Source organism: Bacillus sp. z26 (assembly GCF_058313635.1).
Map to the genome: position 1 here is coordinate 236050 of NZ_JBZFQM010000004.1, position 25525 is coordinate 261574.

22 protein-coding genes, 11 tRNA genes and 1 pseudogene are annotated in these 25525 nt (G+C 39.1%); 3 read left to right on the forward strand and 31 right to left on the reverse strand.

The genetic code is table 11. The annotated features are described in order from the left end of the window. Positions 1–61 precede the first annotated feature (61 nt). From AC4G3K_RS14280 to AC4G3K_RS14300, 5 genes and pseudogenes are all read right to left on the reverse strand, one after another. Positions 62–271, reverse strand: a complete 210-nt coding sequence (locus AC4G3K_RS14280; RefSeq protein ID WP_491133745.1) for a hypothetical protein — start codon at positions 269–271, stop codon at positions 62–64. Between the two features lie 305 nt (positions 272–576). Then, a complete protein-coding gene (locus AC4G3K_RS14285) occupies positions 577–747 on the reverse strand; it encodes a hypothetical protein (protein ID WP_491074988.1) in 171 nt (56 codons plus the stop codon). A gap of 160 nt (positions 748–907) precedes the next feature. Further along, on the reverse strand, positions 908–1453 hold the full coding sequence (locus AC4G3K_RS14290; RefSeq protein WP_491133746.1) for a GNAT family N-acetyltransferase: 546 nt from the start codon (positions 1451–1453) through the stop codon (positions 908–910). A 736-nt stretch (positions 1454–2189) separates the two neighbouring features. Continuing rightward, positions 2190–3387: pseudogene (locus tag AC4G3K_RS14295) on the reverse strand (IS110 family RNA-guided transposase). Between the two features lie 258 nt (positions 3388–3645). Further along, on the reverse strand, positions 3646–3987 hold the full coding sequence (locus AC4G3K_RS14300) for a winged helix-turn-helix transcriptional regulator (protein WP_491133747.1): 342 nt from the start codon (positions 3985–3987) through the stop codon (positions 3646–3648). 187 nt (positions 3988–4174) lie between these two features. Here AC4G3K_RS14300 and AC4G3K_RS14305 point away from each other — a divergent pair, with 187 nt between their 5' ends. After that, positions 4175–4957 (forward strand): SDR family NAD(P)-dependent oxidoreductase, encoded by a 783-nt coding sequence (locus tag AC4G3K_RS14305; protein ID WP_491133748.1) that lies wholly within the window; start codon positions 4175–4177, stop codon positions 4955–4957. Positions 4958–5167: 210 nt separating this feature from the next. Here AC4G3K_RS14305 and AC4G3K_RS14310 read toward each other — a convergent pair whose 3' ends face one another. Together AC4G3K_RS14310 and AC4G3K_RS14315 are read right to left on the reverse strand one after the other, a co-directional pair. Continuing rightward, complete coding sequence (locus tag AC4G3K_RS14310) at positions 5168–5605, reverse strand: ribonuclease FAU-1 family protein (RefSeq protein ID WP_491133749.1); 438 nt, start codon at positions 5603–5605, stop codon at positions 5168–5170. Between the two features lie 360 nt (positions 5606–5965). Beyond that, complete coding sequence (locus tag AC4G3K_RS14315) at positions 5966–6415, reverse strand: hypothetical protein (protein ID WP_491133750.1); 450 nt, start codon at positions 6413–6415, stop codon at positions 5966–5968. A 248-nt stretch (positions 6416–6663) separates the two neighbouring features. Between AC4G3K_RS14315 and AC4G3K_RS14320 the strand changes: the two genes are divergently transcribed. Next, entirely contained in the window at positions 6664–7314 is a 651-nt protein-coding gene (locus AC4G3K_RS14320; protein ID WP_491133751.1) for a 2OG-Fe(II) oxygenase, read from the forward strand. Between the two features lie 230 nt (positions 7315–7544). Here AC4G3K_RS14320 and AC4G3K_RS14325 read toward each other — a convergent pair whose 3' ends face one another. The 13 genes from AC4G3K_RS14325 to AC4G3K_RS14385 all read right to left on the reverse strand — a co-directional run bounded on the left by AC4G3K_RS14325 (position 7545) and on the right by AC4G3K_RS14385 (position 22511). Then, positions 7545–9455: an AMP-binding protein gene (locus AC4G3K_RS14325; RefSeq protein ID WP_491133752.1), complete on the reverse strand. Its 1911-nt coding sequence runs from the start codon at positions 9453–9455 to the stop codon at positions 7545–7547. Between the two features lie 19 nt (positions 9456–9474). Beyond that, positions 9475–11007, reverse strand: a complete 1533-nt coding sequence (locus AC4G3K_RS14330) for an acyl-CoA carboxylase subunit beta (protein WP_491133753.1) — start codon at positions 11005–11007, stop codon at positions 9475–9477. A gap of 24 nt (positions 11008–11031) precedes the next feature. Then, positions 11032–11802 carry an enoyl-CoA hydratase gene (locus AC4G3K_RS14335; protein ID WP_491133767.1) on the reverse strand — a complete coding sequence of 257 codons (771 nt, stop codon included), beginning with the start codon at positions 11800–11802 and terminating at the stop codon, positions 11032–11034. 2 nt (positions 11803–11804) lie between these two features. After that, positions 11805–12722, reverse strand: a complete 918-nt coding sequence (locus tag AC4G3K_RS14340; RefSeq protein ID WP_491133754.1) for a hydroxymethylglutaryl-CoA lyase — start codon at positions 12720–12722, stop codon at positions 11805–11807. A 15-nt stretch (positions 12723–12737) separates the two neighbouring features. Then, positions 12738–12953: an acetyl-CoA carboxylase biotin carboxyl carrier protein subunit gene (locus AC4G3K_RS14345; protein ID WP_491133755.1), complete on the reverse strand. Its 216-nt coding sequence runs from the start codon at positions 12951–12953 to the stop codon at positions 12738–12740. A gap of 11 nt (positions 12954–12964) precedes the next feature. Beyond that, a complete protein-coding gene (locus tag AC4G3K_RS14350) occupies positions 12965–14317 on the reverse strand; it encodes an acetyl-CoA carboxylase biotin carboxylase subunit (RefSeq protein WP_491133756.1) in 1353 nt (450 codons plus the stop codon). A gap of 12 nt (positions 14318–14329) precedes the next feature. Next, positions 14330–15967: an AMP-binding protein gene (locus AC4G3K_RS14355; protein ID WP_491133757.1), complete on the reverse strand. Its 1638-nt coding sequence runs from the start codon at positions 15965–15967 to the stop codon at positions 14330–14332. A 33-nt stretch (positions 15968–16000) separates the two neighbouring features. After that, positions 16001–17143 (reverse strand): acyl-CoA dehydrogenase family protein, encoded by a 1143-nt coding sequence (locus AC4G3K_RS14360; RefSeq protein ID WP_491133758.1) that lies wholly within the window; start codon positions 17141–17143, stop codon positions 16001–16003. Between the two features lie 70 nt (positions 17144–17213). Beyond that, the gene (locus AC4G3K_RS14365) at positions 17214–17828 is read right to left on the reverse strand and encodes a TetR/AcrR family transcriptional regulator (protein WP_491133759.1); all 615 of its coding nucleotides are present in this window, start codon (positions 17826–17828) and stop codon (positions 17214–17216) included. 264 nt (positions 17829–18092) lie between these two features. After that, complete coding sequence (locus AC4G3K_RS14370; protein ID WP_491074972.1) at positions 18093–19685, reverse strand: long-chain-fatty-acid--CoA ligase; 1593 nt, start codon at positions 19683–19685, stop codon at positions 18093–18095. A 581-nt stretch (positions 19686–20266) separates the two neighbouring features. Next, the gene (locus tag AC4G3K_RS14375; protein WP_491074971.1) at positions 20267–20536 is read right to left on the reverse strand and encodes a tyrosine-type recombinase/integrase; all 270 of its coding nucleotides are present in this window, start codon (positions 20534–20536) and stop codon (positions 20267–20269) included. 392 nt (positions 20537–20928) lie between these two features. Continuing rightward, the gene (locus AC4G3K_RS14380) at positions 20929–21336 is read right to left on the reverse strand and encodes a hypothetical protein (RefSeq protein WP_491074970.1); all 408 of its coding nucleotides are present in this window, start codon (positions 21334–21336) and stop codon (positions 20929–20931) included. 2 nt (positions 21337–21338) lie between these two features. Beyond that, complete coding sequence (locus AC4G3K_RS14385; RefSeq protein WP_491133760.1) at positions 21339–22511, reverse strand: lipase family protein; 1173 nt, start codon at positions 22509–22511, stop codon at positions 21339–21341. A gap of 160 nt (positions 22512–22671) precedes the next feature. On the opposite strand from AC4G3K_RS14385, the gene AC4G3K_RS14390 reads away from it, so the two are divergent. Continuing rightward, positions 22672–23010, forward strand: a complete 339-nt coding sequence (locus AC4G3K_RS14390; RefSeq protein ID WP_491074968.1) for a DUF1433 domain-containing protein — start codon at positions 22672–22674, stop codon at positions 23008–23010. Between the two features lie 1243 nt (positions 23011–24253). On the opposite strand, the gene AC4G3K_RS14395 is transcribed toward AC4G3K_RS14390, so the two are convergent. From AC4G3K_RS14395 to AC4G3K_RS14445, 11 genes are all read right to left on the reverse strand, one after another. Further along, positions 24254–24325: transfer RNA gene (locus tag AC4G3K_RS14395), tRNA-Glu, on the reverse strand. 3 nt (positions 24326–24328) lie between these two features. Further along, positions 24329–24403 (reverse strand) — tRNA-Asn (locus tag AC4G3K_RS14400). Between the two features lie 14 nt (positions 24404–24417). Then, a tRNA-Gly gene (locus AC4G3K_RS14405) sits at positions 24418–24491 on the reverse strand. Between the two features lie 83 nt (positions 24492–24574). Then, positions 24575–24658 (reverse strand) — tRNA-Tyr (locus AC4G3K_RS14410). Between the two features lie 11 nt (positions 24659–24669). Further along, positions 24670–24742: transfer RNA gene (locus AC4G3K_RS14415), tRNA-Thr, on the reverse strand. A gap of 42 nt (positions 24743–24784) precedes the next feature. Next, positions 24785–24860: transfer RNA gene (locus AC4G3K_RS14420), tRNA-Phe, on the reverse strand. A 16-nt stretch (positions 24861–24876) separates the two neighbouring features. Next, a tRNA-Asp gene (locus AC4G3K_RS14425) sits at positions 24877–24953 on the reverse strand. A gap of 102 nt (positions 24954–25055) precedes the next feature. Next, a tRNA-Ser gene (locus AC4G3K_RS14430) sits at positions 25056–25148 on the reverse strand. 118 nt (positions 25149–25266) lie between these two features. Further along, positions 25267–25342: transfer RNA gene (locus AC4G3K_RS14435), tRNA-Ala, on the reverse strand. 12 nt (positions 25343–25354) lie between these two features. Then, positions 25355–25431: transfer RNA gene (locus AC4G3K_RS14440), tRNA-Pro, on the reverse strand. An 8-nt stretch (positions 25432–25439) separates the two neighbouring features. Further along, positions 25440–25516 (reverse strand) — tRNA-Arg (locus AC4G3K_RS14445). Between the last annotated feature and the right edge of the window lie 9 nt (positions 25517–25525).

Genomic DNA, 25525 nt, shown 5'->3' on the forward strand with positions numbered 1-25525 from the left:
TACTAATTTTTTCTGAGTTCAAGCTACCTGAAACTAATTGCTGTGTTATCTAATAAACACTTCATCTCCCCAAGAATGAAAATAGTTGTATACCCATATCGAACAATACACTAGCAACGATATAGATAAACAAACCCCAGTATAAAATCTTCATAAACAGAGCCCATATTTTATCATCTTTATCTTCAAGTCTATTTTCTTTCTTCTGTTTTCTATATAAGCCTTGCACTTTTCTTAGCTTCTGGTTTTTATCTTGTTTGTCAGGATCCATCGTATCCCTCCATCTCACTGAATAATTATCTATTCTTTATTAATGCTCTAATATCCTTCTTCCGCTAACCTGCCCCTTTACTAACAGCTTTTAATTGATCAGCAACATTCCCAATGTAAAGCTTAAATGAATCGGTGGTTATTTCATCAAGAGATAAATCACCGAGATTCCGAATTAACAAGTTTAATTGAACACTATATGCTTTAAAGTCTGAGTTGAATATCCTTGGATTTGTCTATCAGCTTTAAATAAATTCCACGCATCAGATAGTTGCCCCCGATAGTTTAAGTACAATTCTTCACGATTTATTTTCGGAAAAACTTACTTCCTAACCAACCGCTTAACAAAGCGGATAACCCAGCAATTATAGCTTTGGTAATGAGGCTTGTATTAGGAATTAAATACTCTACTAAAAAAACCACAACTCCAACAAATAGACCTGCAAATAAAGCTATTCCTGGGCTTCCTTTATTCAATATAGCCACCTCCATTATTAGATTCTAAATACTAATAAATTCCATATATTATCAATATTACCTTCTTCTGCTAACGTGCCCCTTTCGTCGCATAAGAAAAGACCGTTGAATAGAGCCTAGATCTTCTGCTATTACCCCCGTTAATGATTCATTATAGAGTTTATTTCCAGTCTGCAGCCAAAAGCCCATAAATTATTTGGTCTTCATAATGATCATATAACCATTCTGCCTGCCTGGTTCTTCCTTCTTTTTCAAATCCATATTTCTCTGGCAATGCTCTACTTCGTACATTACCAGCTGCAATATAAACCTCAATCTTATTAAGTTTTAATATATGAAATCCATAATTTATAACTTCTTTAAATGCTCTTGACATAATACCTTTCGCTTGAAAGTCCTTTCCCAACCAATAGCCTATTTCCCCTATCCTATTAATTTTATCAATCTCATTAAACCCAATAGTACCCGCCATTTGTCCTCTATACATAATTGCAAACCACATTGGATATCCACTGTTTTCTACTAATCCTTCTATCCTTAATTTTAGACTTTTGTTTGTATCTTCTTGGCTATTAACAGAGTCTATCCAAGTAACCCAAGGTTTTAAGTGTGACTTTGAATTAGATACTAAATTATAGTATTCCTCTTGATCATCTTCAGTAAATAGTTTTAAAGATACTTCTTTATCAATCTTATGTATAAACATATTTCCACTCCCTTTAAATACTGTTCAAAGTATTCGGTTACCTTTTACTCGCATAAAAATATTTCTCTTTCTATGGCAGCTCGAAGTTACACATTTTTTATTAATTCTATATATTATTCAAATTATCCTTCTTTGATTAACCTGCCCCGATAGTCCCATAATAAGGAAGAGCCATCACAGTGTTCCTTGATCAATTTTTATTCCAGGATAAATATTCTTCTTTTTAAAATCAACAACAACTCATATGTTATAATATTTGAAAAATGATGGAGGTTTTACCTTGTCAACTTCAACCTGGGTTCTGCCAATTATATCTTTGTTATATTTCATAATTCCAATCGTATTTGTAATTTGGTTTGTAACTAGATTTTTAAAACTACAACAGAAAAAAAATCAAATCCTTCAAAAGATATCGGACAATCTAGAGAAACTAAATAATAATGATGCTTAATTTACATTTGAAAGAGTATATACTCTTTCATTTTTTTACTATAAAACTAAATAATACTATTGTTTAGTCAATGAAATTATAGCTTATTAAGCTAACCTGCCCCTTTACTTTCATAAGGAATTCAACAGAAGAAGGTATTAATCTTCTAAGATCAAACCAGCTAATAGGATGTCAATATCTCTCTGTAAAATTTATTTTTTTATATGCTATACTGTTTTTAGGCATACCAAATAACCCTCCAGATAACTTGTGGAAGGTTATTTGGTATGTGGTTAAAATGTCTTTCTAAGCTATATCTAGGAAATGCTCTTTCCTTTTTAATAAAACATAAATCCAGTGAAGAAGTTTATTGATACAAGCAATCATTGCCACTTTCGACGGCTTTCCTTCTAAGCGTTTCTTGTCATAGAACTCCTTGAGCTTTTTATTTCTAGAACTTCTTATTCCACATAAAACAGCTAGATACAAGCTGTGCCTTAGCCTGCTGGAACCTCGTTTGGTAATCCGATTCGTCGTCGCTATAAACTTGCCAGATGAATGGACACTTGGATCGATGCCAGCGAAGGCAACCAATTTCTTAGGGTGATTAAACCGATCAATCTCACCAATTTCGGAAATAATCGTGGCAGCGATTTTTTCTCCGATTCCAGTTATAGATTGGATAATCTTATATTCTTCTATTTCATTGGCCAGGGATACCATTTGGCTCTCCAATTCCGAAAGGTGTCCTTGGTAATGAAATAGGATGTCCATATACATATTAAGATTGATGAGATGGCTTTGATACATCACCTTTTGAAAAGGATTTTGAGAAGCTGAATGGATTAATTTCCTTGCTTTTTCTCTTGCCCACTGAAGAGAACGAGTTGGACAATACCCTTTTATTCGTTCTGTTAATTCCTCTTCATCCGTCTTTAGAATCTTCTCCGACGTTGGATATTCTCTTAATATCGATAAAGATACTTTCGAAAATAGATCTCCAAATACCTTTCGGTAATTAGGAAAAACCTGATCCAAAATCGTATGAAACTGCAATTTTGCTTCTACATACATATTCGTCACGATTTCCTGTTGTCTAGATAGGTTACGAAGGTTCAACAGTTGAATTCCCCTCATTAGGTTCAAAGTCCTCCTTGTAATAAAGGACACATAATTGATACGCATCAAAGGCATCTGTTTTTACTTTTCTTAAACTTGATTTCTTTGCTTGATGAGAAATGAGTGGATTTAACAGAATAGAAGGCAACGCGTTTTCTTCTAAGCATTGAATAATAGGAGTATGATAATGTCCCGTTGATTCTAATATGACTACTGGCATCTTACCTGTCATTGTTTTAATTTCGCTCAAGAAACTTACAAGCCAATCCAATTCATCACGATTATGCTTAATTGAAAAGTTCTTTCCATATGGCTTTCCTTTATCTAAAAAAGCCTGAATTTCACGCTCTCCTTTAGCTACATCTATACCCACAACTGGGTGCATTCTTTTTCCTCCTCTTACGTATTCACCAGTAACCCCTATTTCCTCCAAGTAGTATTATAGCTTCGCTTGTTATACGAGATCTCAGTCCCAACCAGCCGCAAACATATTTCTACTAGTAGGGGGTGAACAGTTTAGCCGACGGGGTCAATGTCCCACGCCCCCGTACGTTCTACCCTGGCTACTGATAGAATAAATCCATAAAAAAAAAGTTCAACCAGAAAGTTCTGGCTGAACTCTATAATACGAATACCCCGTTAATTATCTTATAACTCCATTGCAATCCTGTATATACTCGCTTCCCCATTCCGTCAGCATATTAAGCGTAGGATTGAGCTTTATTCCTAAATCGGTTAAAGAATATTCCACTTTTGGCGGAACTTGATTATATACCTCACGGTGAATAAGTTGAAAGTTTTCCAGTTGCCTTAATTGTTTAGTCAGCGATGAGTGTGTTAAGCCATCAAATCTCCGTAACAGTTCATTGAATCGTACTGGTCCATCCTTTAGATGAAAAATAATCATCAAAGACCATTTACCCGACAATACTTTCTGAGCTGTAGTGAACGGGCAAGTTAAATCGGCACTATTTAATTCAATCATGAAATCCACCTCTTCCTTTATTCTAAGTTCATATAAGCCCTATCAATTAACCTGTGTCTGAAATGTCGCACTTCCTTATTAGTACACCATTTAATCGTAACGACACAAAAATATCGTACTATTCAGAATAATCATAATCTAATATTATTGATTATGCATTAAAAATATTATTAAAGGGGTAGATGAGATGTCGACGAATGAAGGAAGATTCAATGGGAAAGTTGCCTTGGTTACAGGAGCAAGTCGCGGGATAGGGGCGGAAATAGCCAGAAAATTAGCTGCTGGCGGAGCAGAATTTATAGGCGTTCATTATGCCAGCAATAAAGATGCTGCTTCAAAGGTTGTTGATGATATTAAAAAGCTGGGCTCAAAGGCTGTGGTGCTGGAAGCAGATTTAACCACCGGCATTTCCGGTGTAAATAAGCTTTGGAGCGCTTTTGAAGAGGCAGTTCGCTCGGAAATCGGAACTGTGCAGCTAGATGTCTTAATCAATAACGCGGGGATTGCACCCGCAGATTCTTTTGAAGAAACATCCATTGAAATGTATGAGGATGTCATGAACGTTAACCTTAAAGCTCCATTCTTCCTTTCTCAAGCAGCCAGTCCTTATATACCGAACGGCGGACGGATCATTAACATCTCTACTGGCTTTACTCGTATTGCCGCTCCAATACAAGCCATTTATGCGGCTTCCAAGGGTGCCCTTGAGACACTGACTTTGGCCTTAGCCCCACATTTTGCATCAAAAGGCGTTACAATTAATGCTGTAAGGCCTGGAATTACGGCTACTGATATGAACAAGGAGATGCGATCCACCCCAGAAGGCCTTGCACAAGCAGCTGCATTATCTGCGTTCAATAGAGTGGGTGCAACTGAAGATGTTGCTGATATAGTTATGTTTTTAGCATCCGAGGAAGCACGATGGGTCACGGGGCATTTTATTGATGCCACCGGAGGAAGCAGGCTTTAAAACAAGAAGTTAGAGATTCTAGGCGAGTTAATAATAAGCAGAAGAACAAAACGAAATATATAGATTTATTCGCTATTGATTAATTTAATTGAGAAGAAGAGAAACATTCAACTAATGGGGTTTCTCTTTATTCTTTATTTAAAGTTGATACAAAATAGACACCTATCCCTTTTTATTCAAGAGCAAGAGTTTATGCGAAAATAGCCATATTTATTGCAGGAAATCTATTAATAAATCTTTATGCTGAGCAGATAGTTTTAGCAAATCCAATTCTCCACTGCTTATTAAATGTTTAAGGGTCTTTGTTTCTTTCCAAGCTAAATCATAAAGTTGTTTATCAATGATTCCCTTGAATAAAGCATCCTCCAATTCATGAGCATCTTTTTCAAACATTTCTCCAGAAGGTAAAAGAATGATATCCAGAAATAAATCGTCCATCCAAGGTCTGCCGTTATTGATTCCATTACATAGACAAATATCTATATAGCATTGGACGATATCTCCTCTTTGATTAAACATTGTAGTTACTGAATGGTTTTTGTCTAAAGGAAACTGTTGAAGCCACATATATCCATCATCAATAATGCAAAGATTTCTCTCATCATAATTTGCAAATAAAGGCTTAACTACCTGTACTGCATGCAGCAACGTTATATATATCCTTTGAACTCTCTTGTTTCAAGATATGTTTTGGAATATTCTCTTTTTAAAATGCGGTTCCAGTCAAAACGACCACCAAATTTTCTTTTTAGCATACCCATCTCTCCAATACCATGGACTTTCTGAGACTAATAAAGTTCTCCGCATACTCCATTATTTCATCCAATTAATTCTCATAAAATAAAACTCATTTGCTTTACTTAACTTTTAATATTCTTATCTTCTGCTATCTCAATAAGATTTTAATAATAACTCTGTTAAATATTAAAAACCAAAGCCTTTTTACACCTGTTTACTTATGTTACTGGCAGAAGTCCGTTTGTGCAAACTCCTTAATGTAGATAGTTGTCAATATTTTACAATTGTCGTCACACCACGTTCATTTAATAATGTTCGATGGCTAAGCTCTTCTACCCATTTTTTAGGGTTAAGCTGAGATAACCCATATTGATTTTGGTAGGTGTAACGACCAACGTTGATCATAATTGGCTCTGGAACTTCAAGGACACGCTGTATATATTCTTCATACCAATGTTGAACACGTATTTCATAAAGTTCGATAACATCGCCTACATCCATATATTTTTCCAAATAAACAAAAAAATGATGACCAAGAGCTCCGACTTCATATATATATGGCATTGATAGAACTGGTTTAACAATATCACACCACCATTTATCTGCTTCATACACTGAGACACACATAGCTAATTCATCTATGTAATTAATAGGGCAATCCTCTATTTCTTCAGGCATTATAAATGGCTTAGACGATGCTAAAAATTGAATACGCGACATATACAAGCCCTCCGTTCACTTCCATAAACTTGTTTCTTAATTTTATTCAATAAATTTATTTTGAAATCATTTCAATTCCACTCTATAACTTTTTCTACTAAACTACGAATCATTTCAAAATCTCATATATTATTATTTTGAAATCTATTCTTCCAATAAAATAAATTCAAAAATTCTCATCGGTTTTCTTAAAAATACATGATAAAATAATGAATAGAACAGAGAAAAGATGGGAGAGGAAGAAATATATGACAACTACCATTCATCCACAAAAAGAAACACCTATTTTCCCCCACTCAGGTCATATCATCGAGACAGAGAACAGACGAATTCCTATCTTAGCTCGTCACGGTGAACCACTTGTCGTTGTATTGGGAAACGTCTTAAGCGACGAGGAATGCGATACATTGATAGAGTTAGCGAAGCAAGATATGAAACGCTCTACCGTTGGAGCAACCCGTGAAGTAAACGGAATGCGTACGAGTACAGGTGCTTTCATTGAAGATACTCAAAATGAAACCGTTTTACGCATTGAAAAACGACTAGCTGAGATCACTACCATTCCGTCTGAACATAGCGAAAATCTCCATATCCTTCGCTATACTCCTGGTCAGGAATACAAAGCACACTTTGATTATTTTGCTTCGACAAGTCAAGCAGCTCAAAATAACCGAATTAGTACGATCGTCTTATACCTAAACGATGTAGAAGAAGGCGGAGAAACGTATTTCCCTCACCTAGACTTATCAGTCACTCCACAAAAAGGAATGGCCGTTTACTTTGAATATTTCTACCAAGACGAATCTCTGAATGAAAAGACCTTACATGGCGGTTCCCCTGTCACGAAAGGTGAAAAATGGATTGCAACTCAATGGATTCGGAAACAACGTATTCGTTAACAGAACAATAAAGCGAGGCAATTAAGTATGCCTTGCTTTTTCTTTTGTTCCGATAAAGAAAATACTTTTCTAAAGAAACATAGCATGGTCAAGAATACAACAATCCAATTATATAAATCTAATTAAAAGAGCATGGAGATTATCCATGCCAACGGTTAACTTTTAGATAGCAGTTTACCAGCAATTGTTCGCACACTTGCTGATCTTACATTCTTTCACCTGACAGGTTATCATTTTATCTTTATCTGATTGATTTCATGTACAATTTCAGGATTAACCAATGATGATAAATCACCTGCATCATTGTGGAGCAAAGCAGACTTGATGACGCGGCGCATGATTTTTTGGTTCCGGGTTTTCGGTAAATCGCTCACAAAGTAAATAGCTGAAGGCTTTAGGGCTTTGCCAAGCTGGCTGCTGAGCAGATTCATTAGTTCTGTTTCAAGCTCAGGGCTGCCCTTTACATTTGTTTGCAATACAGCAAAGCATATACAGGTTTCCCCTTTTATCTCATCGGGAATCCCGATAGCGGCTGCTTCAATCACATCTTCATGCTTAATAAGAATGGATTCATATTCAGTCGGACCTACTCTTTTCCCCGCTATATTCAATGTATCATCTGAACGCCCTTTAATCTCCCAAAAAACACCGTCTGTACTCACCCAGTCCCCATGGACCCAGGTATTTTCATAGGTTCTCCAATATGTATCCAGATATCGTTCCGGCTCATTCCAAAAACCTTTTGTCATGCCTACCCATGGAGCACGAATACAAAGCTCGCCAACTTCATTCTTAACAATTTCTCCAGCTTTATTTAAAACGCTAACATCCATACCTGGCAATGGGGTATTAAACATAATGGGCGCAATAGGCTTCAATAAAACATTTCCCAAAATACCGCCGGATATTTCTGTTCCTCCTGAATAATTAATAATGGGGATTTTCCTTTTCCCTACTCTTTCAAACAACCAATTCCATGGATCCGGATTCCAAGGTTCACCCGTTGATCCAAACACTTTAAGAGATGAAAGATTGTGTGAACTGATCGAGTCATCAATCCTTGCCATTAACGAACGAATCAATGTAGGTGAAATTCCTAATTGCGTAACTTTCCACTTTTCAACTAACTTCCATATCTGATTAGCCTTTGGATAGTCTGGCACCCCTTCGTAAAGCATGATGGTGGCACCATTCATTAAACTGGCAAACAATTGAAACGGCCCCATCATCCAGCCCATATCCGTTATCCAAAGGAGCTTATCTCCTTTGACCATATCCATTGAAATTCTTGCATCAATCGCGGACTTTATCGGAAAGCCAGTATGTGTATGGACAGTTCCTTTAGGCTTTCCAGTCGTTCCTGATGTGTAAATTAACATCAATGGATCATCACTTTTCATTTCGAAAGATACATGGAGTGGTTCGGCAGCTTCAAGCTGACTCCAGGATACAAATGGCTCATGAGTTCTATTCTCACTAACGACAATGACCTTCTTCAAAGAATCCAATTCACCCAAAACATTTGTAACTGTCTTAAGCATATCGACCTTTTTACCACGGCGAGTGTAGGATTCTGCCGTTATAATCATTTTGGACCCAGCTGCGTTTACTCGCGTTTTCAGTGCATCCTCTGCAAAACCGGAAAATATAGGAGATACAATCGCACCGATTTTTGCAGCAGCGAGGATAGCGACAATAGTCTCAGGGATCATGGGCATATAAATGGTTATTCTGTCTCCGCGAACAATCCCCTGGTCCAATAAACCTCCAGCTACGCGGCTCACCCAATCATATAGTTGCGGAAAAGAAATTTTCCTTATTTGCCCTGTTTCATTTTCATATTCAATCGCATTATGCTTCGAATATATCCATTTCTCTATACAAGAATCCACAACATTACAAGTTCCGCCAACATACCAATCCGGGAATTCAATCCCATTTGATAAATCCATTACTTTTTTATATGGAGTTTTCCAAGCAAATCCCAGTTCTTTTTCTACGGATCCCCAATACCATTCTGGATCTTGAATAGATTTAGCGTAAAATTGATCATAGTCTTCAAACCCCAGTTCCCGTATCCACTTATAAAGACGAATGTTAGAAATCGTTTCATTATCAGGTATCCAGGCTACTTGGCTCATGAAAGAACCCTCCGTTTTCTCATACCGGGTAAACCGGATGTTTTCGGCATGAAAAGACCTGATATTTACTTTCATATAAACCAAACCTGGTGACTAATTCACTTCTCAAATTGTTCGGCTCAACAATATCATCAATGATCATTTCTGAGGCGAGGCGATAAATATTAATATCTTCCTTGTACTCTTCTCTTTTTTCCATAATGAAATTTTGGCGTTCTTCTTCCGGCAAGGCGGCAATTTTATTGGCATATACCGCATTCACTGCCGCTTCCGGACCCATGACTGCGATTGAGGCAGTCGGCAATGCGAGACAACAATCCGGTTCAAAGGCTGGACCGGCCATCGCATAAAGACCTGCTCCATAGGCTTTTCGGACGATCACTGAAATTTTTGGAACGGTCGCTTCACTCATAGCCGCGATCATTTTTGCACCATGCCTGATGATTCCCGCTTGTTCCACTTTGGTACCAATCATAAAACCCGGAATATCGGCCAAAAAGAGCAAGGGAATATGGAAGGCATCACAAAGATTAATGAATTTGGCTGCTTTATCAGCTGAATCATGAAAGAGAACCCCGCCTTTCACGCGCGGTTGATTAGCGATTATCCCAACTGGTTTTCCTCCCATTCGGGCAAGGCCAGTTATTAATTCAGGAGCAAATAATTTCTTGATTTCACAAAAAGAATCCTCGTCTATTAATTGATTAATGAGGTCATACATATTAAAGGGTGCATTTTGATTTTGAGGGATCAAATCTGCGATTGTTTTGTCTGATACTTGAGGTAGTTTTTCTTCGGTGCTTTTTGTTTTTTCAGCAAAATTAGCTGGGAAGTAGGATAGATATTTCCGGGCATATTCGATTGCCTCTTGTTCACTGCTTACAAGGACATCTCCGCACCCCGATACGGAACAATGCATTTTTGCTCCGCCCATTTGTTCCAATGTGACTTTCTCCCCAATCACCATCTCTGCCATCCTAGGAGAACCAAGATACATGGATGCATTCCCTTCCACCATTACAACGATATCGCAAAATGCAGGAATATAAGCACCGCCTGCTGCGGAAGGACCGAATAATAAGCAAATTTGCGGGATTTTCCCTGACAATTTCACCTGATTATAAAAAATTCTTCCGGCACCCCGGCGCCCTGGGAACATTTCTACTTGATCCGTTATTCTAGCTCCGGCCGAATCCACTAAATAAAGCAGAGGAATTTGAAGCTTTTCCGCTGTTTCCTGAATACGGATAATTTTTTCAACCGTTCTAGCTCCCCAAGAACCTGCTTTAATGGTAGAATCATTTGCCATAACAGCAACCGTTTGACCGTTTATTTTTCCTAATCCGGTCACCACCCCATCAGCAGGTAACCCGTCAGCAGAATGATTAGCAAACATGCCATCCTCAGCCAATACGCCATCATCAAACAATAGCTCAAGACGCTCCCTCGCGAATAATTTACCTGCTTCTTTATTTTTTTGGTGATATTTCTCGGCTCCGCCTTTTTTTATGTTCTCTGCTTTTTCCAGAAGTTCATTTTGATAGGTATTCATCCTCATCCACCTTTCTACTATCGTTTATTCCCCGGTATATACAGGTTTTCTTTTTTCACTGAATGCCTTCAATCCCTCCATACGATCCTTCGTTGGAATGGTAACTTGATAGCTCCATTCTTCTATTTGCAAGCCATGTACTAAATCTGTTTCTATGCCGCGGTCTATCGCTTTTTTGGCTTCCATCACAGCAATCGGGGCATTGGAGGCAATTTGTCGTGCTATTGTAAAAGATACAGTCTCCAAATCTTCCAACTCGGCGATTTGATTAATTAATCCGATTTGCAAGGCTTCACCGGCATCTATTCTGCGAGCTGTATAAATCAATTCCTTCGCTTTACTGATTCCAATTAACCTCGGCAGTCTTTGTGTTCCGCCGGCACCCGGTATAATTCCCAGTGAGGTTTCTGTAAGCCCCATCCTGGCATGATAACTGGCTACTCTGATATCACAAGCCAAGGCAAGCTCAAGGCCTCCGCCAAATGCCGCTCCATTAATAGAAGCGATTGTTGGCTGAGGCATTTTCTCAATTATAGAGATGGTTTCTTTGATTAATCGAACTGCTTCCCCTACCTGTTTTTGATTCATATGCAATCGTTCCTTCAAATCAGCTCCCGCACAGAAGGCTTTCTCACCGCTTCCGGTAATTATGATGCAGCGAATAGAGGGGTTTACTTTAAATAACTGAAGTGTTTCCTGTAATTCTTTTAGCAATTCGACAGACAAGGCATTGGATTTATGAGGTTGATTTAATACAATAATTCCAATCCCATCATCCCGTACTGTTTGTTCAATTATCAATTGACCCTTCTCCCTTCCCTTTTTTCCTGGATAGCCATTTGTTTACTGGATAAAGGAACCCCCATCTGTTTCTGTATATAGTCTGCTGCTCTCCCTAACATTTTTTCATCAATGCCGGTACGGATTCCCATTCTTTCTAGCATATAGACTAAATCATCTGTGGCTACGTTTCCTGATGCTCCAGAAGCGTACGGACAACCGCCCAAGCCACCAATTGAAGAATCAAAAATAGTGAAGCCTTTCTTTAAAGCTACTAATATATTGGCCAGCGCCATTCCGCGTGTGTCGTGAAAGTGCAGAGCAATGCGCTCTTTATTAAACCGTTTTGATACTTCATTTAACATAAATTCCACCTGCTTCGGATGGGCAATGCCAATCGTATCCCCAAGAGATACCTCATCTACCCCCATTTCAAAAAGCCTATCGCATATATGTAAGACCGTATCGATCTTAACTTTGCCTTCGTACGGGCAGCCGAACACAGTTGATACGTACGCACGCGTTGACTTGCCTTCCTTTGATGCATCCTCTGCTACTTCCCGGAGGATTGGGTATGTTTCTGTTATCGATTTATTAATATTTTTTTGATTATGTGTTTCACTTGCTGACATAAAAATGGAGACTTCGTCAATATTAGCTAACAGTGCATTTTCCAATCCCTTGCGATTAGGGACAAGTGCAGCATAGGTGATCTTGTTCTTGCGGTTAATTTCCCTCGATACCTCCAGAGCATCAGCCAGCTGTGGAATCCATTTAGGAGGAACAAAAGAAGTAATTTCAATATAAGAAAGACCCGTTTCACTCAACAGGTCAATCCATTCTATTTTTTGTTCAGTCGGAACTATACTCTTTTCATTCTGCAAACCATCCCTTGGGCCAACTTCCTTAATCTGTACATATTTAGGAATCTCCAAACCATTTACCCCCTGTTATTCAATTCGGGCCAAAATATCTCCTTCATTGACAAAATCACCTTCACTTACAACAACTTCAGTTACGAGGCCATCACCTTCAGCTGCTATTGGAATTTCCATTTTCATAGATTCCAGGATGACAATATCCTGGCCGCCTTCAACGGTATCCCCCTCTTGCACTTGTACCTTCCAAACGCTTCCCGCCATACTTGCTTTAATTTCTTCAGCCATTAGTATCTCTCCTATCTGTTTTTCATTTTTTTGAGATTTGTCTCAATAAACCCAGTTGTTGTGTCACCAGTTTTAAAGGCATCATGATTAATGACCGTTAAAAGCATGGATAGATTGGTTTTAATTCCTTCTATCTCATAGTTTTGAAGTGCCTTTGTCATACCGCTTATAGCTGCTTCCCTGCTTGGTGCCGAGACAATCAGTTTTGCAATCATCGGATCATAAAATGGTGTAACCAATGAATTACCTCTGATGGCGACCTCGTTACGTACCCCTGGACCATCCGGCAATTTTAAATGGGTTATTTGACCGGGAGATGGCAAAAAAGTATTGGGATCTTCGGCATAAACTCTCACTTCAATCGCATGACCCTCTAAACGAATATCCTCTTGGGTAAATCGCAAACGATCCCCATAGGCAATCCTTATTTGTTCTTCAACCATATCAACACCTGTAATTTCCTCTGTTACCGGATGTTCAACTTGAAGGCGCGTGTTCATTTCGAGGAAATAAAAATTCTTTTCTTCATCCATTAAAAATTCGAATGTACCAGCATTGTAGTATCCTAGATCGCCTATAGCCTTTAACGCTGTTTCTCCCATTCGTTTCCGTAAACTCTCATCTACAAATGAAGATGGTGCTTCTTCTACTACTTTTTGATTACGGCGTTGAATGGAACATTCGCGTTCCCAAAGATATACAGAATTTCCGTGTTTGTCTGCCAGAACTTGAATTTCAATATGCCGCGGGTTAACAATGACTTTTTCAAGGAACATATCCCCATTACCAAAAAAGCTTTTGGCCCGGTTTTGATTGCCTTCATAAGCTTTCCTGAGCTCTTGTTCATTGGAAACTGGCTGCATACCAATCCCGCCGCCGCCAGCAGAAGCTTTCAGCATCACCGGATATCCGAGTTTCTCCGCTACCCTCACTGCGTCTTCCACATCAGCAAGCGGGTAAGATATCCCCGGTACAACCGGTACACCTGACTTCTCCATGGCGCTTCTTGCTTTTGTCTTCTGTCCCATTAGTTCAATGACATCCGGCGAGGGACCAATAAAAACAATATTTTCTCTTATGCATGCCCTCGCAAACTCACTGTTTTCACTCAAGAAACCATAGCCAGGATGGATCGCTTCCACTCCATGCTCCTTGGCAATCTCTAAGATTTTCGTTGTATTCAAGTAGCTTTCATTTACTCTTGGACCACCTAATAAATAGGCAAAATCCGCTTCTTCAACGAATCGCGCATCTTTGTCTGCCTCTGAATAGACAGCTACTGTTTCAATATGGAGGCGTTTACATGTTCGGATGATTCTTGAAGCAATTTCCCCTCGATTGGCAATTAATATTCTCTTAAACAATACAGTTCCTCCTTACGTTCCCAAAATCTGCATGGACTGTTCACGAAGCTTATATTTTTGAATCTTTCCAGAAGCCGTCATCGGATATTCATCGATAAATTCGATATAAAGCGGGATTTTATGCTTTGAGATTTTCCCTTGGCAATAATTTCGGATATCATCAGCCGTAATGGTTGAGCCTTCTTTTGGAATGATCCAAGCCATGACTTCTTCGCCATACTTGGCATCCGGTACGCCAATGACCTGCACATCAAGCACAGCAGGATGTTGGTACAAAAACTCTTCTATTTCTCTCGGATAAATATTTTCGCCACCACGGATAATCATGTCTTTGAGCCTGCCAGTAATGGCACAATAGCCATCTTCATCCATGACAGCCAAATCACCAGTATGAAGCCATCCATCTTCGGAAATCGCGGCTGCAGTCGAATCTGGATTTTTATAATATCCCTTCATCACATGGTAACCCCGCGTGATTAACTCTCCATGCTGACCGCGCGGTACCTCCCGCTCTGTTCCAGGTTCAACGATTTTTACCTCAATATTAGCCATTGCTCTGCCGATGGAGCTGACTCTTAATTCAAGCGGATCGTCAGTTCTTGTTTGGGTGATACCTGGTGAAGATTCGGTCTGTCCAAATACAATGGTAATTTCAGCAGCACCCATTTTTTCCACTACACCTTTCATGACCTCTATGGGACATGTAGAACCAGCCATTATGCCGGTACGGAGCGTGGATAAATCATAGTCTGCAAAATCATCCAGGTTCATTTCAGCAATAAACATCGTTGGAACACCGTGAAGAGCGGTACATTTTTCTTTTTCGACAACCTGTAAAACGCTCTTCGGATTAAACTCCTGTAATGGAATCATAGTTGCACCAACAGAAACAGCTGTTAATGTGCCTAATACACATCCAAAACAATGAAAAAAAGGAACTGGAATACACATTCGATCTTCATTTGTTAGCTTCATTCCTTCAGCAATATTGATCGCGTTATTGACGATATTGCGATGAGTCAGCATGACTCCCTTTGGAAATCCAGTCGTCCCAGACGTATACTGCATATTGATGACATCCTCGTCATGTAAGGAATTCATCCTGTCCGTCAATTCCTGCTCTGATGTGTGGGAGTTCATTTTCATTACATCATCCCAACTGTACGTACCAGGATATCGATTCTCACCCAACACGATGACATTTTTTAAATAAGGCAGCTTCTCTGATACGAGCTCTCCAGGAGGTGCATCTCTTAATTCCGGTATGACTTCATAGAGTGTTTCAATATAGGAATAATCCTTTACATTTTCCATTAAAATCAGTGTTTTTGAATCAGATTGCTGCAGAAGGTATTCTAATTCCATGGCTCTGTAACTCGTATTTACCGTAACGAGCACCGCTCCCATTTTCCCTGTCGCATATTGGGTAATCAGCCATTCAGGAGTATTAGTCGCCCATATGGCAAGATGATCTCCCTTTTCCATTCCAAGCGACATAAACGCTCGGGCTGCCTCCTTGCACATATCATTAAACTGTTTATATGTGTAACGAAGACCTCGATCTGAATAGACAACCGCTTCCCGCTCCGCATTTGCTTGGGCTATTTCATCCAAAAGCACACCAACTGTTTTTTGAACTAAATCCGCCATCTCAATCCTCCTTATCACTTTAAAAATATAAGGCTAGCAACCTAATTGGCGGGAAATAACAAGTCGCTGGATTTCAGAGGTACCCTCGCCAATCTCCAATAACTTCATATCACGTAAGTATCTTTCCACTTCATATTCACGCATATATCCATATCCTCCATGAATTTGAATGGCCTGATTGCATGTACGGAATCCCATTTCGGAGGCAAATAGCTTGGCATAGGCGGATTCCTTTGTGAAATTTTTCTTTTGATCTTTAAGCCAGGCAGCCTTCAGTACCATATTTCTTGCCAGTTCAATTTCCATTGCCATGTCTGCCAGTTTAAATTGAATTGCCTGAAACTTAGAGATGGACTTTCCAAATTGAATGCGTTCCTTGCTATAGGCCAATGCTTTATCAAAGGCTGCCTGTGCAATCCCGACCGCCAAAGCCGCAATTGAAATCCGGCCGCCGTCTAGTGTATATAAGAATTGTTTAAATCCTCCCTCGAGATCTCCAAGGACATTCTCCTTAGGTACCCGAACATGATCGAGGATTATTTCTGATGTATTCGAAGCTCGAACACCCATTTTGTCGTAATTGCTAGTAATCTTTAGCCCTGGCGTATTAGTTGGTACAAGAAAGGCGGAAATAATATTTTTCCCGGAATTGGTCTTACCAGATACCGCAGTGACCGTAATCGTTTCTGCAAATCCGGCATTTGTAATCCAACATTTTTCTCCTGTAATAACGTACTCATCGCCCTCAAGTACTGCTTTCGTTCTCGTCCCTCCGGCATCTGATCCGGCATTAGGCTCCGTTAATCCAAATGATGCTAAGGCCTGACCACTTGCTAATGGTGTTAAGAACTGTTGCTTTTGTTCCTCGGTTCCAAAATAATAAATCGGACTCGATCCAAGTGATACGGCAGCTGCATAGCTTAAACCAGTTCCCCCGCAGGCTCTTCCGATTTCCTCTACTGCAAGTGCGTAAGAAATCGTATCTCCGCCGGACCCACCGTATTCCTCAGGAAAAGGAATTCCGAGCAAACCCAGTTCACCCATTTTCTTAAACACTTCTTCAGGGAATCTTGAATCCCGGTCTAATTCAATCGCAATTGGTTTAATTTCTTTTTCCGCAAATTCCCTCGCCATATTACGGACCATCTTTTGCTCGGTACTTAGCTCAAAGTTCATTTTCATCCTCCTAGCATAGTGATAAAAGAGACCGACTGGTTGGTCTGTTTTGGAAATGTAAGCGTTTTAATTAATCTGTAAAAAAATGTGCGTATTTCCTTTTTGCTTCCTCCGTTAACAAGGCATGCATAACAAAATCCGTAAAATACACAGAAATTTGATCCATCGACATCGGTCCGTTTCGCTGATACCACTTAGAGGTCCAATTCACAATGCCCAATATGGCCAGACCACTAATTTCAAAAGGGATTTCTTTTCGAAAATCACCGGATTCCTGACCTTCTTTGATGACTTCGTAAATCAAAAGCCTAAATTCATCCCGTTTTCGTTTAATAGTTGAATCCAGTTCCGGTCTTAAATATTTACTTTCCTGATAAAAGACGGATATGTGTGATTGGTAGAGATCAAATACTTTCGTAAACGAGTAAATAATCTGTTGGAGTTTCTCTGGTGGAGTGTGATAATGGTGAATTGCCTCTTTAGCTTTGCTTAAGACATAGGAGATAAATGTGTCGTGTATAGAAAAAAGAAGTTCATCCTTTGATTGAAAATGGTGGTAAAATCCACCCTTAGAAGTGTCACTGGCCTCAACAATGTCATTTACTGAAACACCATGAAAGCCATGCTTTTCAAACAGCTTAACTGATGTATCGAGAATACGATCTTTTAATTCCGTTTTCTTCACCCCTTTCACTCTTCATTTATTTATGTTTTTGATTCTAACTCAGATTTCACAAAATTGTCAAATTATTTAATTTATTAAAGTATTTAGGTTTGAATTGGATAGTTAAAAATGAAAACGAAACATGTAGTACCATTTTATAGACTCTAAGAAAGAGCAAAATTAAAAATTTAAAACTCGCTAATCAGATAGCGAGTCTTAAATATATTGATTATACTTATTTTTCCTAATCTAATCCTACCAAAATAATCTTTAGGTGATGCTCTATTAATTAACGAATTTCCCACCTTTTCCGGCTGCCTCCCAGTAATCATTCCGAAGGACTACCTTTTGAATTTTTCCAGAGGCTGTTTTTGGAAGTTCGCTTACAAAGGTTGCTCCTGTTATCGCTTTAAAATGAGCTAACCTCTCTCTTGTAAATGCAATTAATTCTTCTTCAGTCACATTTCTTCCCTCTCTTTGAACAATAAAGGCATGAGGAGTTTCTCCCCATTTTTCATGAGGAACAGCGATCACTGCTGCTTCTAATACATCAGGGTGGTCATATAGCACGCCCTCAACCTCGATGGAAGAGATATTTTCACCACCGCTTATGATAACGTCTTTCTTCCTATCGATAATATCAATATGTCCATATTCATCCACAGTAGCCATATCTCCCGTATGAAGCCATCCGTTTTTGATTGCCTCCATCGTAGCCTCATCATTCTTCCAGTACCCTAACATGACCCCATTACTTCTTGTAATGATTTCCCCAATCTCTTTACCGTTATGCTCCACTTCTTCACCGTACTCAGTCACAACTTTGACTTCACAGCCAACCATCGAAATTCCAGCTTTTGATTTAATTCGGTATTGCTCTTCAGTAGGTAACTCCTTTAATTCAGAACGAACAACTGAAATCAAGCTTAAAGGTGAAGATTCAGTCATTCCATATACTTGTATGAAATCCCAGCCCAGCCCTTTTTCCACTCGTCTAACAAAGGCTGGTGGAGGTGCCGAACCAGCAATGACAACTCGAACTGCTTGTTCATTATTTAAACTATTCTGATCGTAATATTGCAGGAGTGCATTTAACACGGTTGGGGCCATATGCATAACGTTTACTTTATGTTTTTCGAGGGCAGAAAAAATCATCTCAGGTGTCGTTTTTCGAGAGCAGACCTGAGTAGCACCGTTAGCCGTATAATAAAAAGGAGAACCCCATCCATTTACATGAAACATCGGTAAAACATGAAGTAAAACATCTTCATCCGTTATGCGAAGGTGATGCATAGTACTTAACGCATGAATATAGTTATTTCGATGAGTCAGCATGACTCCCTTTGGATTCCCGGTTGTTCCACTTGTATAAAGAAGGCTGGATACATCATCTTCTTCTAACGGAAATCTCTCAAATACCTCGTTACTTTGCTCCTCCAACCAAACATCATATCCTACCTCTTCTGTCTTGGTATCTTTATAATGAACTATAATTTTTTCAATCGTCTTGAGCTTATCTTTAATTGGCAAAATTAAATGGTAAAGGTCTTGATCAACGAATAAAATTTTCGATTCACTATGGTTTAAAATAAATTGATAATCATCTGGCTTTAATCGACTATTTAGTGGTACCATCACACCACCCAATTGGAAAATCCCATAAAAGCCCTCTAACATTTCTACAGAGTTTGGAGCTAAGTAAGCAACACGATCCCCTTTTTGAACCCCTAAATTCTTTAAACCGTGAGATAACCGATTAACTCTTTCATTTAGTTCATGATATGTAAATACCCTATCTTCACATATGATAGCCTGCTTTTCCCCATACAAGCTTACGGCCCTGTCTAAGAATTGCGTAAGTATTAATGGTACGTTCATCACTGTATCCCCCATTTCTAAAGTCAAAATGTTCTGAATTAATCAGATTTAACATATTCTCTTTCTTTGTAGAGTTTATTTCTCCCAAGTAATAGAGCAGTCGATCTAACTTCTGACATTTTAAACGAAACACCAATTTCTTAAGCACCATTCCTACTCTCCCAAATAATTAATTCGACAAACACAATCTATATTTCCTGCAATAAAAATGGAAAAGTAATATAAAAAGCACTTCGAAGAATGCTTGAGTTAATAATCACTTATTTGTTACATGGTATTTAATAGACTATAAGAAAAAATAAAAAATGAGGAAAACTTTATTACGTCCTATTTATTTATATAGGAACAGATATATAATCAAAAAATGTGGGAAGATGTAAAATGGAGATAAGAAATTTGGAATAGTAAATTGACAGGATGGGGGTCGCTGGTCCGAACCCAGTGGGGATGATACTTTTCGAGAAGGCTTAAGCTCATGTGTATCAAGGGTTTGAGCCTTCTTTCAATTATTCAGTAAGAACCCACAAATGTTGCAAAGAAGCAGCACACGACACTGCACTAGCCCAGTCTTTCCAAGGGATTCAGCTGTCTCCATTATTTCCGTTAAATCCAAAATGTTCACTAAACCGATCCGCTGTTCGTCTCTGCATTTCCTCATTAGTATGGGAATAGATATCGTTTGTCATCCACACTCTAGCATATCCAAGCCGCTCACTAACCACTTTTGGATTCTCTCCCATTCTCATAAGAACCTTTGCATGAGTATGCCGTAGATTGTGGAATGGCATATAAGGAATCTTTGCCAGTTTGATTAGGCGCTGATATTTTCTCAGAAGATTGCGTGGTTCCATACTACTTCGTTGGTGGTTTCATCTGGTTCTTCTTTTACGGTTTCCTCCATAGAATACTCGATTTATCACTTTTACTCTTTTCCTGGCTACACCCACCTAAAACAACCATTAGTCCCATCATGAATATTACCGTTCTGCTCATTAAATCCCCTCTCCTCCTCGACCTTCATAAATGGCAATTAATACCCAACTATATTCACTACCTTTATGGAAATAACTAAATGAAAAGTTTAGATGAATTAAAGTAGACTGTTCTTCCGTCAATCGTATTTCTGACGGCGCTCCAATGAAATGCGCTCCTTGCAATACCGCTTAAATATTCCTTTCTAGCGCAATGAAGATTCGAAGCGAAAGGGAAATCCGCAATATATGTGCCATCTTATACCTAAGAATTAGAAAAAACTTCTCTTTGAACAGGTCAAAACGACTCTGGAAAAGTCCTGCTCTATAATCCGCATTTTATTATTGGTATCTTCAAAGTTTTCTTCCACTCTCTTTGATGAAGCCGCTTCATACTCCTCTTCTATCTTTTCTTTTAATCTGTTATTTTCCTTAGAAAACAAATGCCAGAATTTATCTCCATCGTTTCTCAAACTCCGGCTGATTGTATCAATATGGTGTTCGAATTTTCGTTCCAGTTCTTTTTCCATGTCGTGTTTCTGGATTTTTCTTTCAACATTTTCTTTCATAGCATACAATGAATCCATGAACCCTTCTGCTACGTCTTCTATTCCTTCTGCAATCTTAGACTCCCACTTATCAATCTGCTTGTTTATTGCATCTAATTCATTGTCAAACACTGCTACATCCCCTTAAACCAGAAAGATATATCCCTATCAATAGTCCCTGTTGTTTCTGCAGCTTTGATTAAATCATCAAGAAACATTTCCATCTGTTGTTCAAATTTCTTCAACTTATGGCAGAAATCCATCGCTAAGTCTACGTCAATAAAGTAATAGTCTGAACCTTTAATCGTAACAGCTTTTTCTCTGAAATATTCTCGTACATCATTTTCAGTAAGAAGCGGATACTTGCCTGATCCATTAACATTGGATAGCATATTTTGATAGATTGACCTAAGAGCAGCTGCATCATCTTCGATATACTGCTCTACCCGTTTTCTCCAGTCCCTTATTAAATTCAATTGCGGCCTAAATGCTCGCACGCTGGCTATCACTTCATCAGGTTTCATTCTAAATTCAATGTTTCCATCCTTGTTGAATTTTCCAGTGTATGTATCTGTAAAATGACCAGCTATTGGATTATCACGTATGGATATATGTTCTACATTTGAAGCAACAAAGTATTCCTTTCCGATCAGCGGATCTCCTCCCCTATACATTCCGATAATGTCATTCCCGTGAATGTAATCTCTTATATACTCCCTCGTCTTACCTGAATCGACTTTTGCTTTGGCTTCATCACTTAGTAATCCGTAAACGTTTGGAGCGGCATATGTAACAGCTTTTTCCCCTCTTTCAGCACCCACATATTGTGCTTGTCCGCCTCCTAAGCTATGTCCAGTATGAGTAATGGTTGCTGATTTATGTTTACTGGAAACCCTATTCGCAAAATCAATGGCTGATTTAAACTGTGTTTGTTCTGTAGTGATTCTGGTAAATGTAGTCAATGTAGTTGGGACATACCTAACATTATGCCCCATTTTACGAACGACTTGATTAATGTCTGCTTCTAAGTCGCCTGGGTCTATTTTGGGCTTTGCTTCTGTACCTCTATAGGCAATTACAATATTAGAGGTATCTACTTTCCCTTCCATATCCACTGGAGCAAGGGCGATTGCTTCTGCACCATTGCCATCTTGATCGTCCTGCTTATCTATAATCATCCATTTTGATTTTTTCTCTTGATCTCCAAAAACTTCTCCTTCTATTTTAAGATCATTGTTATAACTGATAACAGAGAAGTTGAAATACTCCAAATCACTAACGTCTTTTGAAAGTCCAATCCCCTTCACCTTTTACAGCTCCTTCTCTGACTTGAATAATTTTCCACTTTATAATAGTATTAAACCATAAAATATATAAAAAAAGGGAAAATTTAGCATGAATAAAAGTTGGATTGTTACCATATTGATTTCAGTTATTTTATTGGCAGGTATCGGGGGCGGGATATATATGGCAAAACAAAAAGAGGAAAAAGCACAAGCAGCGGAAATGGCTGAAAAGGAATTTTGGGAAAAGCAAAAACCTAGAATTGAACTTTATTTTCGCTATAATTTTGAAGGTATAAAGAGTTTTGATTATACCGGAACAGATGAATCACCTATGGGCATATCTATTAATGGATATGTAAATGGCAATCCAGAACATGATTTTTCCGCTTATGTCCCTGGCTACCAAAGTGAATTCAATTATCTTGTTACTGTTTCTCCAGATTTTGCAAAGGCTTATAAAGATTCGGAAGAACAAAAAAATGTAGATGATATATTAGAGGAGCAAAAAGAAAGCCAGTAGCAGAATGGGCTAACTTAAATAATTGAGACAATATAAAACACCTTCGAAATAAAAGTGTTGATTCGGAGGTGTTTTTGCATGGGCAAAACGTATATTCAAATAAAGTCAAATGGGCTGTCGTAAAGGATAAGATGAGTCGTCAATTCACGAATAGAGAAATTATGGAGAAGTACGGGATCAAAATGTCTCTCAAATTAAAACGTGGATGAAATAGTATCGAGATATTAAGATTCACAGATTTGACCAACCGATTGGTAAAATATACACATATGGCCATGACCCTGACTCTCACAGTACTGAAGAAAGAAAAGAACGACAAATGATGCACCTGAAACACGAGAATGAAATCTTAAAAAAGTATTTGGGAATCGAAAAGGAGTTGAAAAAGATCTTGTATATTTCTCCCCTTGAAAACTTATAGCGATTTAACCAAAAATCACCTCAAATCAAGAGATGATCTTTATAACTAAATATTTACTTAAGGTGTGAAAACTGCTACAGGTAACCCTACCTCGCACCCATATTCATTAATATACAGATTGCACAAAAATTGCACAGAATTTCTAGAAATAATGGAATTAAAAGATTCAGCTTGTATAATTAACCACTGGCACTCTGAATTAATGGACTACCTGGACTCTATTTCTGCATAGATTGTGTATAAGATTCCGAATAGTAAATTGACAGGGTGGGTTCGCTGGTTCGAACCCAGTCGGTATCATACTTTTCGAGAAGGCTTAACCACAAGTGTCTCAAGGGGGTTGAGCCTTTCCCCTATTTTTTAGTAGGAACTCATTTCACCTGTATTTTTATACATCGGATAAACACTGTACAAGTACAAGCACTGTGTTTCCTATGAATTCAGCTGTCTCCATTAATTCCGTTAAATCCAAAATATTCATCAATCCGAGTCCTCATCGAATCTGACTTCTACGTGTGAATCTCCTTCTATAATCACCTTTGACAGGGATTGTTGGGAATATTTCTCGTTATCATATGGGTAGGTAATCCAATCCCTGATGGATTCATCGGGATAGGGAGGTGTACTATCGGCATCGCCCACGGTTTTTCCTGTGTATTTCTATCTATTACGTTTTACTCAAAAGGAATTTCCTCTCAACTTTTACCATTAAAATCTGATAATAATCCGTAGGTCCCACCAAAGATAAAAGTTTGAAGGTCAACAGATATGAGAAGATTGTGGCGAATAGAAAAAAACCATGTACATTTGTACATGGTTTTATGACCCCTACGGGATTCGAACCCGTGTTACCGCCGTGAAAGGGCGGTGTCTTAACCGCTTGACCAAGAGGCCAAATGGCTCCGCAGGTAGGATTCGAACCTACGACCGCTCGGTTAACAGCCGAGTGCTCTACCACTGAGCTACTGCGGAATAATAATATTTTTTGGAGCGGGTGAAGGGAATCGAACCCTCATCATCAGCTTGGAAGGCTGAGGTTTTACCACTAAACTACACCCGCATGTATGGTATGGCTGATAAAAATCAAATCCACGAATGTCGGAACTAAAATCCGATGCATAACCACTATGCCCCTATAATGAATGGTGGAGGGGGGCAGATTCGAACTGCCGAACCCGAAGGAGCGGATTTACAGTCCGCCGCGTTTAGCCACTTCGCTACCCCTCCGATTATTAGAGTGCCGGCAAGAGGACTTGAACCCCCAACCTACTGATTACAAGTCAGTTGCTCTACCAATTGAGCTACACCGGCATAACACTTAAATAATTTTATCATTAAAATTTTAATTTATAATGGTGGCTCAGGACGGAATCGAACCGCCGACACAAGGATTTTCAGTCCTTTGCTCTACCGACTGAGCTACTGAGCCAACTTCATTATGTAAATGGCGGTCCGGACGGGACTCGAACCCGCGACCTCCTGCGTGACAGGCAGGCATTCTAACCAACTGAACTACCGGACCATTTTTATTGTGCGAATAATATTTGAAGCTGCGACTTATGAACCCTACAAGTTACCAGACTGCTACACCCCGCAACGATATATATATTGCTTAGATAATATATGGCGGAGGAAGAGGGATTCGAACCCCCGCGCGGTTTAACCCGCCTCCCGGTTTTCAAGACCGGTCCCTTCAGCCAGACTTGGGTATTCCTCCATATAGGTTGTGGATCATGTAAGACTCGAATCTGCAACTGGACGGTTATGAACCATCTCCTCTAACCAGCTGAGCTACATCGTCAAAATCAAAATCCTATTGGGTTTTAAGTAAGTGATGGTGGAGCCTAGCGGGATCGAACCGCTGACCTCCTGCGTGCAAAGCAGGCGCTCTCCCAGCTGAGCTAAGGCCCCATAATTTTAAAATGGTCGGGAAGACAGGATTCGAACCTGCGACCCCTTGGTCCCAAACCAAGTGCTCTACCAAGCTGAGCTACTTCCCGCAAAGAAATGGCGCGCCCGAGAGGAGTCGAACCCCTAACCTTTTGATCCGTAGTCAAACGCTCTATCCAATTGAGCTACGGGCGCATTTTTGCA

Excerpts from the sequence above, each read along its gene's own strand:
- AC4G3K_RS14360 (WP_491133758.1), bottom strand. The coding sequence starts at position 17,143 with ATGAACTTTGAGCTAAGTACCGAGCAAAAGATGGTCCGTAATATGGCG.
- AC4G3K_RS14315 (WP_491133750.1), bottom strand. The coding sequence starts at position 6,415 with ATGTCGCGTATTCAATTTTTAGCATCGTCTAAGCCATTTATAATGCCT.
- AC4G3K_RS14330 (WP_491133753.1), bottom strand. The coding sequence starts at position 11,007 with ATGAATACCTATCAAAATGAACTTCTGGAAAAAGCAGAGAACATAAAA.
- AC4G3K_RS14320 (WP_491133751.1), top strand. The coding sequence starts at position 6,664 with ATGACAACTACCATTCATCCACAAAAAGAAACACCTATTTTCCCCCAC.
- AC4G3K_RS14355 (WP_491133757.1), bottom strand. The coding sequence starts at position 15,967 with ATGGCGGATTTAGTTCAAAAAACAGTTGGTGTGCTTTTGGATGAAATA.
- AC4G3K_RS14290 (WP_491133746.1), bottom strand. The coding sequence starts at position 1,453 with ATGTTTATACATAAGATTGATAAAGAAGTATCTTTAAAACTATTTACT.
- AC4G3K_RS14300 (WP_491133747.1), bottom strand. The coding sequence starts at position 3,987 with ATGATTGAATTAAATAGTGCCGATTTAACTTGCCCGTTCACTACAGCT.
- AC4G3K_RS14305 (WP_491133748.1), top strand. The coding sequence starts at position 4,175 with ATGTCGACGAATGAAGGAAGATTCAATGGGAAAGTTGCCTTGGTTACA.
- AC4G3K_RS14375 (WP_491074971.1), bottom strand. The coding sequence starts at position 20,536 with ATGGAACCACGCAATCTTCTGAGAAAATATCAGCGCCTAATCAAACTG.
- AC4G3K_RS14325 (WP_491133752.1), bottom strand. The coding sequence starts at position 9,455 with ATGAGCCAAGTAGCCTGGATACCTGATAATGAAACGATTTCTAACATT.
- AC4G3K_RS14280 (WP_491133745.1), bottom strand. The coding sequence starts at position 271 with ATGGATCCTGACAAACAAGATAAAAACCAGAAGCTAAGAAAAGTGCAA.
- AC4G3K_RS14370 (WP_491074972.1), bottom strand. The coding sequence starts at position 19,685 with ATGAACGTACCATTAATACTTACGCAATTCTTAGACAGGGCCGTAAGC.
- AC4G3K_RS14345 (WP_491133755.1), bottom strand. The coding sequence starts at position 12,953 with ATGGCTGAAGAAATTAAAGCAAGTATGGCGGGAAGCGTTTGGAAGGTA.
- AC4G3K_RS14390 (WP_491074968.1), top strand. The coding sequence starts at position 22,672 with ATGGCAAAACAAAAAGAGGAAAAAGCACAAGCAGCGGAAATGGCTGAA.